General features: G+C 64.0%; 13 protein-coding genes. 9 read left to right on the top strand and 4 right to left on the bottom strand.

All coding sequences use genetic code 11. From position 1 onward, the window contains the following. Positions 1-43 precede the first annotated feature (43 nt). From AAGW05_RS09830 to AAGW05_RS09810, 5 genes are all read left to right on the top strand, one after another. Entirely contained in the window at positions 44-1117 is a 1074-nt protein-coding gene (locus AAGW05_RS09830; protein ID WP_411804338.1) for a PhoH family protein, read from the top strand. Then, complete coding sequence (gene ybeY / locus AAGW05_RS09825; RefSeq protein WP_411804336.1) at positions 1114-1587, top strand: rRNA maturation RNase YbeY; 474 nt, start codon at positions 1114-1116, stop codon at positions 1585-1587. Before AAGW05_RS09830 ends, ybeY begins: the two co-directional genes overlap by 4 nt. Then, positions 1584-2918 carry a hemolysin family protein gene (locus tag AAGW05_RS09820; protein ID WP_411804335.1) on the top strand — a complete coding sequence of 445 codons (1335 nt, stop codon included), beginning with the start codon at positions 1584-1586 and terminating at the stop codon, positions 2916-2918. Before ybeY ends, AAGW05_RS09820 begins: the two co-directional genes overlap by 4 nt. Then, positions 2915-3880 carry a GTPase Era gene (gene era / locus AAGW05_RS09815; RefSeq protein WP_411804334.1) on the top strand — a complete coding sequence of 322 codons (966 nt, stop codon included), beginning with the start codon at positions 2915-2917 and terminating at the stop codon, positions 3878-3880. The genes AAGW05_RS09820 and era overlap by 4 nt, the downstream gene beginning before the upstream one ends. 302 nt (positions 3881-4182) lie before the next feature. Next, entirely contained in the window at positions 4183-5625 is a 1443-nt protein-coding gene (locus AAGW05_RS09810; RefSeq protein WP_411804333.1) for an LCP family protein, read from the top strand. Positions 5626-5709: 84 nt separating this feature from the next. On the opposite strand, the gene AAGW05_RS09805 is transcribed toward AAGW05_RS09810, so the two are convergent. Next, positions 5710-7674, bottom strand: a complete 1965-nt coding sequence (locus AAGW05_RS09805; RefSeq protein ID WP_411804331.1) for a M13 family metallopeptidase — start codon at positions 7672-7674, stop codon at positions 5710-5712. 253 nt (positions 7675-7927) lie between these two features. Between AAGW05_RS09805 and leuA the strand changes: the two genes are divergently transcribed. From leuA to AAGW05_RS09790, 3 genes are all read left to right on the top strand, one after another. Further along, entirely contained in the window at positions 7928-9670 is a 1743-nt protein-coding gene (gene leuA / locus AAGW05_RS09800; protein ID WP_411804330.1) for a 2-isopropylmalate synthase, read from the top strand. A gap of 145 nt (positions 9671-9815) precedes the next feature. Continuing rightward, positions 9816-10568, top strand: coding sequence for a DNA repair protein RecO (gene recO, locus AAGW05_RS09795; protein ID WP_411804329.1), 753 nt, complete (start codon positions 9816-9818; stop codon positions 10566-10568). A gap of 10 nt (positions 10569-10578) precedes the next feature. Continuing rightward, a complete protein-coding gene (locus AAGW05_RS09790) occupies positions 10579-11427 on the top strand; it encodes an isoprenyl transferase (protein WP_411804328.1) in 849 nt (282 codons plus the stop codon). A gap of 30 nt (positions 11428-11457) precedes the next feature. Here AAGW05_RS09790 and AAGW05_RS09785 read toward each other — a convergent pair whose 3' ends face one another. Continuing rightward, complete coding sequence (locus AAGW05_RS09785) at positions 11458-12540, bottom strand: alpha/beta hydrolase (RefSeq protein WP_411804327.1); 1083 nt, start codon at positions 12538-12540, stop codon at positions 11458-11460. Further along, positions 12537-14210 carry an FAD-binding dehydrogenase gene (locus AAGW05_RS09780; protein ID WP_411804326.1) on the bottom strand — a complete coding sequence of 558 codons (1674 nt, stop codon included), beginning with the start codon at positions 14208-14210 and terminating at the stop codon, positions 12537-12539. The genes AAGW05_RS09785 and AAGW05_RS09780 overlap by 4 nt, the downstream gene beginning before the upstream one ends. Positions 14211-14303: 93 nt before the next feature. Between AAGW05_RS09780 and AAGW05_RS09775 the strand changes: the two genes are divergently transcribed. Beyond that, positions 14304-15371 (top strand): quinone-dependent dihydroorotate dehydrogenase, encoded by a 1068-nt coding sequence (locus tag AAGW05_RS09775; RefSeq protein WP_411804325.1) that lies wholly within the window; start codon positions 14304-14306, stop codon positions 15369-15371. Positions 15372-15521: 150 nt separating this feature from the next. On the opposite strand, the gene AAGW05_RS09770 is transcribed toward AAGW05_RS09775, so the two are convergent. Further along, positions 15522-16526: an aldo/keto reductase family protein gene (locus AAGW05_RS09770; RefSeq protein WP_411804324.1), complete on the bottom strand. Its 1005-nt coding sequence runs from the start codon at positions 16524-16526 to the stop codon at positions 15522-15524. Between the last annotated feature and the right edge of the window lie 19 nt (positions 16527-16545).

Raw genomic sequence — 16545 nt, 5'->3', positions numbered from 1 at the left:
CGCCAGACGCAAGGGGAGATTTCAGGCCGGCACGGCCGAAGCCATGGCAGAGACACCAGTGAACCGCCACGATCCGTATCCCGACCAGGGGCCCGGACGGCACTTTCCGCACTCAGTCGACGGCACGCGCACCGAGGTGGTGCATTTTCTGTCCACCGAGCAAATGGTTGCAGCCCTCGGCGCTGAGGACGAGGGCCTGCGCGTCGTCGAGGGCCTGTACCCCGATGTAGCCTTCCTCGCCCGCGGCAACGTGCTCACCATCACCGGACCGGCCGCCGTCGTGCCCCGCATCATGCACCTCATGGAGGAAGCGCGCGGCATGGTTGCGCGCAACAGCCCCATGAATGCCGCCGTGTGGGAGCAGTTGGTCGCCATGCTGCATTCGCGCCCCGAAACCTCCGTCGTTGACATCCTCAGCTACGACATCCTCTCCAGCAGGGGCAGGACCATTCGCCCCAAGACGGCGAACCAGAAGGACTACGTCGACTCCATCGACAGGAACACCGTGGTGTTCGGCATTGGGCCGGCAGGCACCGGAAAGACCTACCTGGCCATGGCCAAAGCGGTCCAAGCGCTCCAGCACAAGGACGTCAGCCGCATCATCTTGACCCGCCCCGCCGTGGAGGCCGGGGAGCGGCTTGGTTTCCTGCCCGGCACCCTGAACGATAAAATTGATCCGTATCTACGCCCGTTGTATGACGCCCTGCACGACATGATGGACCCGGAAACCATTCCGCGGCTCATGGCTGCGGGCACCATTGAGGTTGCACCCCTGGCCTACATGCGCGGACGCACCCTCAACGACGCGTTCATCATCCTCGATGAGGCACAAAACACGACCCCCGAACAAATGAAGATGTTCCTGACACGGTTGGGCTTTGGCTCGAAGATTGTTGTCACCGGTGACATCACCCAGATCGACCTGCCAAGCGGCACGAAATCCGGGCTGCGGGTCGTCAGGGACATTCTCCACGACGTGGACGACATTCACTTCGCCGTCCTTGACGCCACTGACGTGGTTCGGCACCGCCTGGTTGGTGCCATCGTCAGCGCCTACAACAACTGGGATGAAGCACATCCCGGTCCAACGACACCCAAGGAAAGCACCTCCCGATGAGCATCGAAATCAACAATGAATCAGGCGTGGAGGTGCGCCAGGAAGAGCTTGTCAGGCTCATCAAGCACATCCTGGCAGCCATGAACGTCCACCCCCAGACCGAGGTTTCGGTGATCCTGGCTGACGTTGAGACCATGGAAAAGCTGCACATCGAGTGGATGGACGAACCCGGCCCCACGGACGTGCTGTCCTTCCCCATGGACGAGCTGCGTCCCGGCACGGCCGCCATGCCCACACCGGCGGGCCTGCTGGGGGACATCGTCCTTTGCCCCGTGGTGGCCCAGGAGCAGGCAGTCGCCGCAGGCCACTCCATGGAGGAGGAGCTGCTGCTGCTGACAACCCACGGCATGCTGCACCTGATGGGGTACGACCACCGTGACTCCGAGGAAAAGGAAGAGATGTTTGGCATTCAACGCGAACTCCTCTCCAGCTTCCTGGGCCGTGAAGCCCCCCGGGAGACAATGAAGTGACGCTTGTCGCACTTCCGGTCATGGGGATCATCTTCACGGCCATTGCAGCCTTCCTGGCCGCCATTGAGTCAGCCCTGAATTTCTTCCCCCGCCATGATGCTGAAACCGTCGCTGCCCACGGCCGCGTCGCTTCGCTTGAAAAGGTCCTATCCGAGCCTTTGGCACACCTGATTGCCATTCGTTTTTGGCGTGTGTGGTTCGAAATGGCGGCGGCAGTTGCTGTGGCCATCTTCCTTGTCGGCCTGCTCGACAACCAGTGGCTCGCGGGGCTTATAGCCACAGTCGTCATGGCGCTGCTGGGATTCATGCTGGTCGGGGTTTCGCCCCGTAGGCTTGGCCGCCTGTACTCGGGCACCCTCCTTGGCCGCTCGGCCTGGCTCGTCCACCTGCTCCGGCGCATCCTGGGACCAGTCCCGGAATGGCTGAACCGTATCGGTTCCTCCTTCGCCAAGGACGCCCCCGGCGAGGACAATACGTTCGTCAGCGAAGAGGAGTTCCGGGAGTTTGTCGACCGCGCCAGCGAGTCGGAAATGATCGAGGACAACGAGGCCGAACTCATCCACAGCGTCTTTGACCTGGGTGAAACCATGGTGCGCGCCGTCATGGTTCCGCGCACAGACATTGTCAGCATCGGCCAGGGCGACCCGCTGGAGGAGGCCCTTGAGGTTTTCCTCAGCTCCGGCTACTCTCGCATTCCCGTCATTGGCGAGAGCACCGACCACATCCTTGGCATCTTGTACTTGAAGGATGTTGTGGCAACCCTGTACCGCCTTTCCGACGGCGAGGAAAGCCCGCTGGTTGAAAACCTGGCCCGCAGCGTCCGCTACGTGCCGGAGACCAAGCCCGTGGATGACCTGTTGAAGGAACTCCAGCTTGAATCAACCCACGTGGCCATTGTTGTCGATGAGTATGGCGGCACGGCGGGCCTTGTGACACTTGAGGACCTGATCGAGGAAATCGTCGGCGAAATTGCCGACGAATACGATTCCGTGTCCCCTGACGTGCAGGGGCTGGGCCAGGGTCGGTACCTGATCCGGGCCCGCATGGCCGTTGACGAGCTCGGCGAGCTCTTCGGCAAGGACCTTGACGACGACGAAGTGGACACCGCGGGCGGGCTTATGGCCAAGCACCTTGGCAAGATCCCGTCCGTGGGTGACACCATCGAAGTCAACGGAATCCGCCTGACGGCCGAAAGGATGGAGGCCTCCCGCAACCGGGTGAGCCACGTCATTGCCAGCGCCGTCGAACCAGCCGAGAATGACAGTACGCACAGCACCACCCCCACTGAACACCAGCACCCCGACCGAACAGCACCACAGGAGCGATCATGAGTAAGTCCAAGAGCAAGTTAGGCCTGATTCAGGCCAAAGGTGAGGGGTTCCGCGCCGGCTTTGCTGTACTTGCCGGGCGCCCCAATGCCGGAAAGTCGACCCTGACCAACGCATTGGTTGGGCAGAAGGTGGCCATCACATCGGCCAAGCCGCAGACCACCCGCCACACCATCCGCGGCATCGTCCACAGGGAGACCTTTCAGCTGGTCCTGGTCGACACGCCGGGGCTGCACAGGCCACGCACCCTGTTGGGCAAGCGCCTTAACGATCTCGTGGCGGACACCCTGTCGGAAGTTGACGTCATCGGTTTCTGCCTGCCCGCCAATGAAAAGATCGGCCCCGGGGACCGCTACATTGCAACGCAGCTTGGCCAGGTCGGCAACAAGCCGGTTGTGGCCATCGTCACCAAGACCGACACTGTCGACCGCCAGGCCGTCACCGACCAACTAATCGCCGTCGAGGCGCTGGGCCGGGAAGTCATCGGCGAAAGGGGATTTGCCGCCGTCGTGCCCGTCTCCGCGGTCGAAGACTTCCAGGTTGAAACCCTGGCCAAGGTCTTCGCGGACTACCTGCCACTGTCGCCGGCCCTGTACCCGGACGGCGAATTGACCGACGAGCCCGAGGCCGTCATGGTCGCCGAACTCATCCGTGAGGCAGCGCTTGAAGGTGTGCGGGACGAGCTTCCGCACTCCCTTGCCGTGGTGGTCGAGGAGATCCTGCCCCGCGAGGGACGCACCGAAGGGCACGAGCTGCTGGATGTGCGCGTGAACCTCTACGTGGAACGTCCGTCGCAGAAGGCCATCATCATTGGCAAGGGCGGCGCGCGGCTGCGAGAAGTCGGGACCAATGCACGGCTCGGGATCGAGGCCCTGCTGGGCACCAAGATCTACCTTGACCTGCACGTGAAGGTGGCTAAGGACTGGCAGCGGGACCCGAAGCAGCTCGTCAAGCTCGGTTTCTAGAGAGCAGGGATTCGATGCAGGAAGGCGGCGGCCCCTACGGGCCGCCGCCTTCCTGCTGAAGGCCGCGGGGCGGTTTTACTCCATCGAAGGAGTGGCATGTGGGAACTTCCCAGTGTTCGCGGCTAAACTCGTGAGAGTCATTATTCGCAGTGAAAGGTTGATACATGGGGCGACGCCGTGCCGAAACGGGGGAGGTTAGCGCTGCCAGAACCCCGCGCATCAGACCACGCAGTGATGCGGAGCCGGTTGGGCGGCATTTCAAGCCCCGCCACAGGTCCCCGCTGTGGCTGAGAATCTCGGCGATGACCCTTGCGGCCATCCTCGTGCTGGGTGTTGGAACCGCCGGGCTGCTGTTTTACAAGCTGCAGACCAATGTCACCACAGCACCCCTGAACGCGGCCGTTGGAAGCAAATCATCCAACGGCCCGCAGGCCGAGGACACCGGCTCGCTGCAGATCCTCATCCTTGGCACGGACACCCGCGCCGGGGCTAACAGCGACTACGGCACCGCCGCTGAGTCTGCCGGGCCGGGGAATTCCGATGTGATGCTGCTCATGGACATCTCTGCCGACAACAGCCGCGTGTCAGTGACAAGCTTTCCCCGCGACCTGATGGTCCCGATTCCCGATTGCAGGCCTGCTGCCGGTGGCGATGTTGTCGCCGGCGCACCGATGGGCCAGCTCAATGCTGCTTTGCAGGTAGGGCCCGGCTGCACAGTGGCTGCCATCAACGACATCACCGGCCTGACCATCGACCACTTCATGCTGGCTGACTTCACTGCCGTGAAGGAACTTTCCAACGCGCTCGGCGGCGTGGAAGTTTGTGTTGACCATGCAATGTTCGACCATGACGGTTCGGGACTGAGGCTTCCTGCCGGAAAGAGCCTGATCAAGGGCGAGCAGGCCCTTGCATTCCTTCGCACCCGCCACTCCTTCGGGGACGCCAGCGACCTCGCCCGCATCAAGGCCCAGCAGTACTTCCTTGGTTCAATGATCCGCAAGGTCAAGAGCGAGGGCACGCTGACAAACCTGCCCAGGCTGTACAACCTCGCCGACGTCGTCACGAAGAACCTGACCATCGACGAAGGTTTGGCGAACATCCCGGCCATGGTCAGCATCGCCAACCGCCTGGCGAAGATTGACCTCGCCCAGGTTTCCTTCGTCACCGTGCCCAATGAAGCCTATGTTCAGGACATCAACCGGGTGCAGCTCAAGGAGCCCCAGGCTGGCCAGTTCTTTGCCGCACTGCGCCACGACACGGCCCTAACTCCGGCGCCGACTGCATCCGCCGGCTCGGGTACACCGTCGGGCGCTCCAGCAGCAACGACGCCGCCTGTCGAGGCCGCGACGCCCGCGCCCGCCTACAACAAGGCCATCCAGCCCGTCAACGTCACCAACGCCTCCGGGGTCGTGGGACGCTCTGTCGAACTGCTCCAGGCATTGGCAGCAAAAGGATTCAGCAGTTCCTGGCAGGCGGGCGACATCGCCACCCAGGCCCAAACCAAGGTGCTCTTTGGGCCAGACATGGGTGACGTTGCAGGCGACGTGGCCAGGCTCTTCAAGATCCCGGCAACAGCAGTCCGGCCCGACCCCACCGTCAGCGGGGTGCAACTTGTGGTGGGAAGCGACTGGGGGTCAGGAACCGAATTCGGCAAGATTGTTGTTCCCGAGGACATCGTTTCAAGCACGGCCGCCCAACGTGGGGAATGCATGGTTGTGAACCCCGCGTACTACGACGGCCCCTGAGTCGTCGGTTCAACAAGAAAAGGGCCCGGCCGCGGATGTTCTCCGCGGTCGGGCCTTTTCTTTATAGGCGCGATGTGCCGGCTGTTACCAGATGCTGACGCGTTCGGCCGGATCGCGCCACATCTTGTCAGTGGGCGCGGTTGAGAAAGCCTCATGGTAGGCATCGAGGTTGCTGGCAACTGCATTGCAGCGCAGCTCGGAGGGGGAGTGCGGGTCAATGGCCAGGCGGCGAATGGCCTCTTCGGGGCGGATCTTGGTCCGCCAGCACTCGGCCCAGGAGAAAAAGAACCGTTGTGCGCCAGTCAGGCCGTCAATCACTGACGGCTCGGCGCCGTTGAGGCTCAGCTGGTACGCCTTGAAGCCGATGGCCAGGCCGCCGAGATCGCCAATGTTCTCACCCAGAGTCAGTTCGCCGTTGACGAACTCGTCGGGGGCAGCCGTGGGGGAGAGTGCGTTGTACTGGTCCACCAACCTGGCGGTGAGCTTGACGAAGGCGTCCCTGTCATCATCTGTCCACCAGTTGCGCAGGGCGCCGCTGCCGTCGAACTGGGAACCCTGGTCGTCGAAGCCATGCCCAATCTCATGCCCGATTACGGCGCCGATTCCGCCATAGTTTGCGGCGTCATCGGCCCCGGCATCGAAGAAGGGCGGCTGCAGGATGGCTGCCGGGAACACGACCTCGTTCATGCTCGGGTTGTAGTAGGCGTTAACTGTCTGCGGCGTCATGAACCACTCGTCCCGGTCAATCGGTGCGCCGATCTTCGCCAGCTGGCGGGCCAGTTCGAAGTCGTTGCTGCGCTCGATGTTCGCCGACAGTTCGCCCGCAATAATGTCAAGGGCGGAGTAGTCGCGCCACTTGGCGGGGTAGCCGATCTTTGGCGTGAATGCCGCAAGCTTTTCAAGGGCCTTATCCTTGGTGGCCTGGCTCATCCAGGCAAGGTCAACGATGCTGACCCTGTAGGCCTCGATGAGGTTGGCGACGAGCGCCTCCATGTGCGCCTTGTGCGACTCGGGGAAGTGCTTGGCGACGTACAGCTGGCCGACGGCCTCGCCCAGTACACCCTCGACCAGCGCCACGCCACGCTTCCAACGTTCCTTGATGGCGGGGGTGCCGCTCAGTGTTGTGCCGTAGAAGGCAAAGTTGGCGTCGACAAAGTCCTTGGACAGGTATGCGGCCAGGCTTGAGATGGTGCGCATGGCCAGCCAGGCCTGCCAGTCCGCGCAGCGCTCCTCGGTGAGCAGCGCTTGCTGGCCGGTGAAGAATTCCGGCGTCGCAACCACCATTTCCGCGCCCTGTTCGGCCGTGACGCCTAGGGCGTCAAGCCAGGTTCCCAGTGCCGGCAGCAGGGCCAGCACTTCCTCATTGCTTTTGAGGTTGTAGGTTTTCTGCGGATCGCGCAGCGACACCTTGTCAAGGTGGGTTGCGGCGATTTCCGTTTCAAGGGCCATGATGCGCGGAGCCTTGCCTGCCGCGTCGGGGACTCCCGCCAGCCCCAGCATCTGCTGCACATGGGCAAGATAAGCCGTACGGATGGGTGCGAACTTTTCCTCACGGTAATAGGACTCATCCGGCAGTCCCAGGCCGGACTGGAAAAGGTGCAGCAGCGCGCGGTCGGGATTTCCGGCGTCGTTGTTGACATAGGCGCCAAACAGCGCGCTGCTGCCCGTGCGGTCGAGCTCGCCCATGAGGCGCACCAGCGACTCGATGGTGTCCGCCGCCTCAACGGCGGCCAGCTTCGCCTGAAGTGGGGCGGCTCCGGCGGCCTCGATCGCGCCCTCATCCATGAAGTCGGCGTACAGGGCGCCAATCTTGGCCGACAGCGAATCAATGGCGGCATCGGGATTGGCCGCCTCGGTGCCGGCGTGCTCAATGATGGCCTTGACCGCTGCCTCGGAATCGTCGCGCAGGGCAATGAAGGAGCCCGTGAGCGCGCGGTCCTGCGGGATCACCTCCGCCTCCAGCCAGGCACCGTTGACATGGTCATACAGGTCATCCTGGGGCCGTACGCTCGGGTCAATGTGAGTGAGATTGATACCGGAATGGCTCAAGTGAATCGGTTCCCCTTCAGTGGGACAGCAGTTTTCAAAAACCTTGCACAAACCCGCAAAGGTGAGTTCGTTCACTATCATCCTACGTGCCGTGTTAGGGTAAAAATGTGCGCACTGGAATGCTTCTTCTTAGCTGCCGCGGCGAGGCCTAGAACCCGTTGAATTGATCAATGCGGAAAATGGCCACCCTCGCTGCGGTGCTCGTGTTGCCCGGCCGGCCCCCCTCGTTGAACAAGATTGAAGGTCACCTCCAATGCGAAATGCGCAAAAAACCTCGGGAATGCCCGTCCACCGCTACATCCCGTTCCAGGACCAGATTGCCGTCAGCCTGCCGGACCGCAGCTGGCCCGACAAGGTCATCACCACCGCCCCGCGCTGGTGTGCAGTGGATTTGCGTGACGGAAATCAGGCCCTGATCGACCCCATGAGCCCCGGCCGCAAAATGAAGATGTTCAAGCTGCTGGTCAAGATGGGCTTCAAGGAAATTGAGGTTGGCTTCCCCTCCGCGTCACAGACGGACTTTGACTTTGTCCGCCAGCTGATCGAAGGCGGCCACATCCCGGACGACGTCACCATCCAGGTCCTGACCCAGGCCCGTGAGCACCTGATCGAACGGACCTACGAGTCGCTGCTCGGAGCCAAGCAGGCCATTGTCCACCTGTACAACTCAACCTCAGTGCTGCAGCGCCGCGTGGTGTTCAACCAGGACGAAGACGGCATCCTCGACATTGCCCTGCAGGGTGCCCGCCTGTGCAAGAAGTACGAGGAAAGCCTCGGCGACACGCACATCACGTACGAGTACTCGCCCGAGTCCTTTACGGGCACCGAGCCCGAGTACGCGCTGCGTGTCTGCAATGCCATCGCCGACATCTTTGAGGCATCCGCCGACCACCAGGTCATCATCAACCTGCCGGCCACCGTTGAAATGGCCACCCCGAACGTGTACGCCGATTCCATTGAATGGATGAGCCGCAACCTGCACCCCCGCGAGGGCATCATCTTGTCCCTGCACCCGCACAACGACCGTGGAACCGGCGTTGCCGCGGCGGAACTGGGCTACCTGGCCGGTGCAGACCGCATCGAGGGCTGCCTGTTCGGCAACGGCGAGCGTACAGGCAACGTCGACCTGGTGACGCTGGGCCTGAACATGTTTACGCAGGGCATCGACCCCATGATCGACTTCTCCGACATTGACGACATCCGCCGCACTGTCGAGTACTGCAACCAGCTGCCCGTCCCTGAGCGCTCACCCTACGGTGGCGACCTCGTCTTCACCGCCTTCTCCGGCTCCCACCAGGACGCCATCAAGAAGGGCTTCGACGCCATGGCGGCCGACGCCGAGGCGGCAGGAGTTGACGTTGACGCACACACCTGGGCCGTTCCCTACCTTCCGGTTGACCCGAAGGACCTGGGTCGCAGCTACGAGGCGGTCATCCGCGTGAACTCCCAGTCGGGCAAGGGTGGGGTGGCCTACCTGCTCAAGAACGAGCACAACCTGGACCTGCCGCGCCGGGCCCAGATCGAATTCTCCGGTGTCATCCAGAAGCGCACCGACACTGTTGGCGGTGAGGTCAGCGCGGCCGAACTGTGGACCATCTTCAAGGATGAGTACCTGCCCGCCGAAGGCGACGCGGAGCAGTGGGGCCGCTACCGCATCGGTGCGTTCTCCACCTCCACCGACGACGACGGCGAGATGACGCTCACTGCCAAGGTGCTGATCGACGGCGTTGCGCACACCCGCACAGGAACAGGCAACGGCCCCATCGCGGCTCTGCTGGCCATCCTGGCCGAGGACGGCGTGGACGTCCGCGTGCTCGACTACTCCGAGCATGCACTCTCCGAGGGTGGGGACGCGCGCGCTGCCGCATTCGTGGAGTGCGCCGTTGGCGAACGCGTGCTGTGGGGTGTGGGCATCGACGCCAACACCTCCACGTCGTCACTGAAGGCCGTCATCTCCGCCGCGAACCGCGCGATCCGCGACGCACAGGCCGCCTGAGAAGTCACCCACTGCGCCCCGCCACCACTCCACGGGGTGGTGGCGGGGCGTTTTGCTTGTTCAAGGATGGCAACCTGACGCCCGGATGGCAGCCACCCGGTGCGCCACAGCAGCCGGTCGGAGGCAAAGATGGGAGAATGGAAGGGTGTCCAATCAAATGTTCGCCGCCCGCACCTACAGGGATGACGCCGTTGTGCTGCGCACCCACAAATTGGGTGAGGCAGATCGGATCATCACCATGCTGACGCACCGTCACGGCCAGCTGCGTGCAGTGGCCAAGGGCGTCAGGCGCACCAACAGCAAGTTCGGTGCACGGCTTGAACCGTTCATGGTGGCCGACCTCCAATTGGTCAAGGGCCGTTCCCTTGACATCGTGACCCAGGCAGTGGCCAAGGCCAGCTACGGGGACGCCATTGCCGCCAACTATGACCGCTATGTGGTGGCCGCCGCCATGACCGAAACGGCCGAACGGCTCACCGACGTCGACGGAGAAACATCGAGCACCCACTACCACCTACTGGTCGGGGCGCTGGCGGCGCTGAGCCGCGGAGCACACGCACCCGAGTTGATTCTCGACTCCTACCTTTTGCGGGCCGTTTCCATTGCGGGATGGGCCCCCAGCTTTTCCGATTGCGCCCGGTGCGGGGAACCCGGACCACACGGAGCCTTCAATGCAGCCCTGGGCGGTGCCGTCTGCCACGACTGCAGGCCGCCCGGATCGCCGGCACCGGCGCCGGAAACCATGACCCTGTTGGCCCACCTTCTTAGCGGCGACTGGGCCGGGGCCGACTCATCAATAAACATCCATCGCCGTGAAGCAGCCGGCCTGGTGGCAGCATATGTGCAATGGCATTTGGAACGCACTGTGCGTTCCCTGAATCTTGTGGAGCGAGTATAAAAATATGGCGATGCAGCGCATTAGTTTCAAGGGCAGTAGCAGGAATAAGTCAAAGCCGGCGGTCGTGGCCCCCTGGCCCCATCCTTCGGGCACCGCGGTGCCGGCCATTCCCGCAGAGCTCGTACCCAAGCATGTTGCCATCGTCATGGACGGCAACGGGCGGTGGGCCAACCAGCGCGGGCTGCCCCGGATTGAAGGCCACAAGGCCGGCGAGCCGGCGCTTCTAGACGTCATGGCGGGCGCCATCGAGATGGGCATCAAGTATGTCAGCGTCTACGCGTTTTCGACCGAGAACTGGAAGCGTTCACCCGATGAAGTCCGTTTCCTGATGGGATTTAACAAGGACGTGCTAAGACGCCAACGCGACCAGCTTGATGCCTGGGGTGTGCGGATCAGGTGGGCGGGGCGGCGGCCAAAGCTGTGGGGTTCTGTCATCAAGGAGCTGGAGGAGGCCCAGGAACACACCAAGGACAACGACGTGATCACGTTGACCATGTGTGTGAACTACGGCGGTCGGGCCGAAATTGCCGACGCCGTCCAGGCCCTGGCCGCCGATGTTGCGGCCGGGAAGCTGAGCCCCAAGGCCGTCAACGAGAACACCGTCAAAAAGTACATGTACCTTCCCGATGTTCCCGACGTCGACCTGTTTCTGCGCTCAAGCGGCGAGCAGAGATTGTCCAACTTCATGCTCTGGCAGTCTGCCTATGCGGAGTTTGTGTTCATGGACACCCTGTGGCCCGACGTCGACCGCCGGACGCTGTGGGCTGCCGTGGACGAGTACGCCCGCAGGGACCGCCGCTACGGCGGGGCCGTGGACGCCGCGGTCGTTGACGCCGCGGCGGCCACGCCCGGGAAGTAGCTCCGCAGAGGTTTCCTTAACCCACACGTGTCACAAACGCTGATCGACATAGCCGCGCAGCCAGCGTTCAAGGCGCGCGTAGGCGTCGGTGCGGACGGGCGCGGCCGAGAGAAACACCTCGTGCAGTGCCCCTTCGATGCGTTCAAGTGTCATGGTGTCGCCCAGCTGCAGCGACCTCAGTGCAAGGGAGCGAACATCAAGGACGACGTCGGCGCGGAGCATCTCATCGCTCCAGACAGGACCGAGCATGCTCCTGGCTGAGAGCAGGACGAGGATGGGCATGGGCAGCTTGAGCCCGGAAGCGACTTCCTGCTGGGCGGCAAGGATGGCCTTCATCCAGCCGGCCCTGATGGGGAAGGCGTGGGGCGGGCGGAGTTTCTTGTCCACGGGCCATTGCCCGTAGGCGTCGGAGCTGATGCCGCGCCAGTAGAAGGAGCGCTCGGGCAGGCGCATGCGCATGAGGGGGCGCAGGTCGGCCAGCTGGACAAGGGGGGTTGCCGCGCGCCTGATGGCCGCGCCGCCCTGGATTTCCAGCCATGGGCTGTTGAGCACCAGATGGCTGACAAGCCCCGGGTTGTGGTGCGCCCACAGCGTGGCGATCAACCCTCCGGTCGAGTGCCCCACCAGGATGACGCGGTGATTTGAACCAGGGTTGCCTCCAACCTGGTTGTCTGCGCCGGGGCAATCCGTTCCTGCCATATCGGCCGCAATGACGCCATGGGCGGCGAGGATTTCGGCGTCGTAGTCGGCGAGGTCGGCCACGTAGCCGCCAAGCTCGGGGGAGTTGAGGCTGCGGCCGTGGTTGTGCAGGTCGATGGCGTAAAAGGAGTATCCGAGGCCCGTGAAGAACTCAGACAGCCCGGTGTTGTAGAAGTAGTCGCTCCAGCCATGGATAAACAGGACGGCCCGCCCATTGCCGCCCGGGCGCGCCTGTCCTGGCACGGCCGTGCCACTACCGGCGGGCCTGTGCCGCACAAGCGTCGCCCGGTAGGTGGTGCCCGGTGCGCGTGTGGTGTCAGCGTCGTGGTCCAACCGTGTTGGCACGAGGATCGACGTTGCCTGGTAGTCGGACCCCAGGATGTCGGGCACCCATTCTGCCTGCCCCGCGCTCATGCCCCGGACGTGCTTGCGCCGTGGCGTCCGGCGGCCCGCCCCGAGAAGAGGCACCCGCCAAGGAAGGTGCCCTCGAGGGATCTGTAACCGTGCATGCCACCGCCGCCGAAGCCTGCAGCCTCGCCCGCCGCATAGAGGCCCGCGATCGGCGTGCCGTCCGCTGCAAGAACCCTGGAGCAGAGGTCTGTGGTCAGACCGCCGAGGCTCTTGCGTGTGAGGGTTGTCAGCCTGACGGCGATGAGCGGGCCGTGCTCGGGCGCCAGCATCCTGTGCGGGGGTACAACACGCATCAATTTGTCGGTGGCAAAGCGGCGGGCCTCCCGGATGGCGTTGAGCTGGGTGTCCTTGCCCAGCCCGCTGTCCACCTGCCGGTCCCTGGCGGCCAGGGTTTCATGCAGCCCGTCGGGGTCGATTAGGTCGGTGCCCACCAGTGCATTCATCCTCACTGCCAGTTCCTGCGCCGTCGCGGCCTGGACAAAGTCGACGCCGTGGTCGATGAATTTTTGCACCGGTCCGGTGGCTCCGGGCAGCGCCCGCTTGGCCAGCAGTTTAACGTCCTTGTCCGTCAGGTCCGGATTTTGTTCGGAGCCCGAGAGTGCAAACTCCTTGCTGATGATGGTCTTGTTCAGCACAAACCATGAGTGCTCGTGCCCTGTGGTCTCGAGGTGGCGCAGGGTGCCCAGGGAATCGAAGCCGGGGAACAAGGGGACGGGCAGCCGGGATCCTGCGGCATCCAGCCACAGCGGCGATGGTCCCGACAGGATCCGGATGCCGTGGTTCGGCCAGACGGGATCGGGGTTGTGGATTCCTTCGGGGTAGTGCCACATGCGGTCAGTGTTGATGAGGGCGCCTCCGGCCCGTGACACTGCCTGCTGAAACTCGCCATCCACCGATGCCGGCACGCCGGTGAGCATGGTGGCCGGGCCCTCCCCGTTGGGCCACTGCTCGCGGACCATGGCGTGGTTTCCGCCGATCCCGCCCGTTGTGACGATCACGGCACCCGCGGACACGCTGAACCCGCCGGTGGCCTCACGGCTGCTTGCCACGCCCCGTTCGACCCCGGAGGCCACGAGCACCTGGCCCCGCACCCCGGTGACGGATCCGCCGTCGAACACCAGCTCGGTGGCACGGTGGCGGAAGGCCAGCTGCACCCGGCCGGCGGCCACACCTTCGCGCACCTTGGCCAGGAACGGTGCAACGATCCCCGGCCCCGTGCCCCACACCACGTGGAAGCGGGGAACGGAATTGCCGTGGCCCTGGGCGTCGTAGCCGCCACGCTCGGCCCACTGGACGAGAGGGAAAAGCCGGACGCCGAGGGCATGCAGCCAGGCACGCTTCTCACCGGCGGCAAAGTCAACGTACGCCTCGGCCCAGCGCCGGGGCCAGTGATCCTCGGCCCTGTCGAAGGCGGCGGAGCCAAGCCAGTCGGACAGCGCAAGTTCGGCGGAATCCTTCACGCCAAGGCGCCGCTGCTCGGGAGAGTCGACGAGAAACAGCCCGCCGAAGGACCAATGGGCCTGCCCGCCCAGTGACGCCTCGGGCTCCTGGTCAAGGATCAGCACCGTGCGGCCGGCGTTGTACGCCTCCGCGGCGCTGACCAGGCCCGAGAGCCCGGCCCCCACAACCACAACGTCCGCGTGCGCCCACGTCCGGCCTTCACTGGTATCCATGTGGCCATGCTAACGCGGTTTTGCCGCCGATTTGCCGCAGGCCCGGTCCCCGCCGTTTTGCAGTTGCGCCGGCAAACCGGAAAACTAGGAGGTATGCGAATTTATCCCACAGTTTTCCGTGTCTGTTTCTCCTGGATGGACGCCGAAAAGGCCCACAAGATCGGTTTTTCCATGATCAAGGCCCTCCATGCTGTGGGCGGCGGCGCCGTCTTGCGCCGCATGTTCACGCCCCCCGCCTCACTGCAGACCGAGGCGCTCGGCCTGAGCTTCCCCACACCGTTTGGCCTCGCCGCCGGATTCGACAAGGAAGGCAAGGGCATCAATGCGCTGGCCAACCTCGGCTTCGGGCACGTCGAGGTCGGCACCATCACCGGCCAGTCCCAGCCCGGCAACCCGCAGCCGCGCCTGTTCCGCCTGGTTGAGGACAGGGCCGTCGTCAACCGCATGGGCTTCAATAACGACGGCGCAGCAGCCGTCGCGCCGCGCCTCACCCAGGCGTTGGCCGAGTTGGCCAAGACCTATCCGGCCGTGCGCCCGATTGTCGGTGTGAACATCGGCAAGACAAAGGTTGTTGAGCTTGAGGATGCACTCGAGGACTACCTCATCAGCGCCCGCACGCTCGCGCCGTCGGCGGACTACATGGTTGTCAACGTCAGCTCGCCCAACACCCCGGGCCTGCGCCTGCTCCAGGATGTTGCCACCCTGCGCCCGCTCCTGACGGGCGTCCGCGAGGCAGCTGACACGTCGGCCGGCCGGCATGTGCCGCTGCTGGTGAAGATTGCCCCCGACCTGGCCGACGAGGACGTGGCCGACGTCGCCGCGCTTGCCCTTGAACTGGGCCTTGACGGCATCATCTGCACCAACACGACCATCAGCCGCGACGGCTTGAAGAGCCCTGCCGCACTTGTCGAGGAAAAGGGTGCCGGCGGCCTGTCGGGTGCGCCGCTGAAGGCACGTTCGCTTGCCGTGCTGCGCCAGCTCAAGGCCATCGTGGGGGACAGGCTCACGCTGATTTCCGTCGGCGGCGTTGAGACCGGTGCCGAGGTACAGGAACGCCTCGACGCCGGAGCCTCGTTGGTCCAGGGCTACACGGCGTTCCTGTACGAGGGTCCGTTCTGGGCCGCCCGCATCAACAAGGAGCTCGCAGCCCTGCGCAAGTAGTTCCCGCACGAAGGCAAGAACCCGAAGGCAAAAAGCCGGCCCTGCAGTCGGGGTCCCGGAGCGAGGATGGATTTTCAAGGTCGCCAGCGACCGAGGAAATCTTACTGCGAGCGAGGGACTCCGACGGAAGGGCCGGCTTTTTCGTTTCTGTCAGGCCACGCGGGTGGGCGGGCTGACCGTCTTGGTCGGGTCGTTCACTACTGACGGGGCGAGGGCCTCGTCGATGGCCGCCATGAGCGGGGCCGGGATCTTCACGCCCGAGGCCTTGACGTTCTCGGCTACCTGCTCGGGGCGCGATGCTCCAACCAATGCCGTGGCCACGTTCTCGTTTTGCAGGACCCAGGCAATGGCCAGCTGGGGCATGCTCAACCCGAGCTCCTCGGCAATGGGGCGCAGTTTTTGCACGTTGCCAAGGATCTCGTCGTCCAGGAAGCCCTTGATGGTGTTCATGCCGCCGTGCTCATCCGTGGCGCGCGACCCGGCGGGCAGGGGAGCCCCCGGCAGGTACTTGCCGCTCAGCACGCCCTGGGCCATGGGGGACCAGACAACCTGGGACATGCCGAGTTCGATGGAGGCCGGGATGACCTCGGGCTCAATGACCCGCCACAGGGCAGAATACTGCGGCTGGTTGGACACGAGCGAGAAGCCCGCTTCGCGGGCCAGGCGCTGGCCGTCGCGCAGCTGCTGGGCGTTCCACTCGGAGACTCCGATGTAAAGGGCCTTCCCGGCGCGGACGACGTCGGCAAAGGCGCCGATGGTTTCCTCCAGCGGCGTTTCATGGTCATAGCGGTGCGCCTGGTACAGGTCCACGTAGTCCATGTTCAGGCGGCGCAGGGAGCCGTTGATGCCCTCCATGATGTGCTTGCGTGAGAGACCCGTGTCGTTTGGCCCCTTTGGCCCAACAGGCCAGTACACCTTCGTGAACACCTCAAGCGACTCGCGACGTTCCGATGATAAGGCGGCGCCGAGGACTTCCTCGGCAGCCCCGTTCGCGTAGGCGTCGGCCGTGTCAAAGGTGGTGATTCCGGCGTCGAGCGCGGCACGCACGCACGCCGTGGCGACGTCGTTCTCCACCTGAGATCCGTGGGTGAGCCAATTGCCGTAGGTGATTTCGGTGATTTTCAGGCCTGAACGGCCAAGGTAGCGGTATTCCATGGCACCAGCCTAACCACTT

The organism is Arthrobacter sp. LAPM80 (assembly GCF_046736435.1).
Lineage (GTDB): Bacteria > Actinomycetota > Actinomycetes > Actinomycetales > Micrococcaceae > Specibacter.
This window is presented reverse-complemented; position numbering and strand designations above follow the sequence as displayed.

What these genes read in the sequence shown, in the direction of transcription:
- AAGW05_RS09770 (WP_411804324.1), bottom strand. Translation starts at nt 16,526, where the DNA reads ATGGAATACCGCTACCTTGGCCGTTCAGGCCTGAAAATCACCGAAATC.
- ybeY (WP_411804336.1), top strand. Translation starts at nt 1,114, where the DNA reads ATGAGCATCGAAATCAACAATGAATCAGGCGTGGAGGTGCGCCAGGAA.
- AAGW05_RS09780 (WP_411804326.1), bottom strand. Translation starts at nt 14,210, where the DNA reads ATGGATACCAGTGAAGGCCGGACGTGGGCGCACGCGGACGTTGTGGTT.
- leuA (WP_411804330.1), top strand. Translation starts at nt 7,928, where the DNA reads ATGCGAAATGCGCAAAAAACCTCGGGAATGCCCGTCCACCGCTACATC.
- AAGW05_RS09790 (WP_411804328.1), top strand. Translation starts at nt 10,579, where the DNA reads ATGCAGCGCATTAGTTTCAAGGGCAGTAGCAGGAATAAGTCAAAGCCG.
- AAGW05_RS09810 (WP_411804333.1), top strand. Translation starts at nt 4,183, where the DNA reads ATGACCCTTGCGGCCATCCTCGTGCTGGGTGTTGGAACCGCCGGGCTG.
- AAGW05_RS09785 (WP_411804327.1), bottom strand. Translation starts at nt 12,540, where the DNA reads ATGAGCGCGGGGCAGGCAGAATGGGTGCCCGACATCCTGGGGTCCGAC.
- AAGW05_RS09775 (WP_411804325.1), top strand. Translation starts at nt 14,304, where the DNA reads ATGCGAATTTATCCCACAGTTTTCCGTGTCTGTTTCTCCTGGATGGAC.
- era (WP_411804334.1), top strand. Translation starts at nt 2,915, where the DNA reads ATGAGTAAGTCCAAGAGCAAGTTAGGCCTGATTCAGGCCAAAGGTGAG.
- AAGW05_RS09830 (WP_411804338.1), top strand. Translation starts at nt 44, where the DNA reads ATGGCAGAGACACCAGTGAACCGCCACGATCCGTATCCCGACCAGGGG.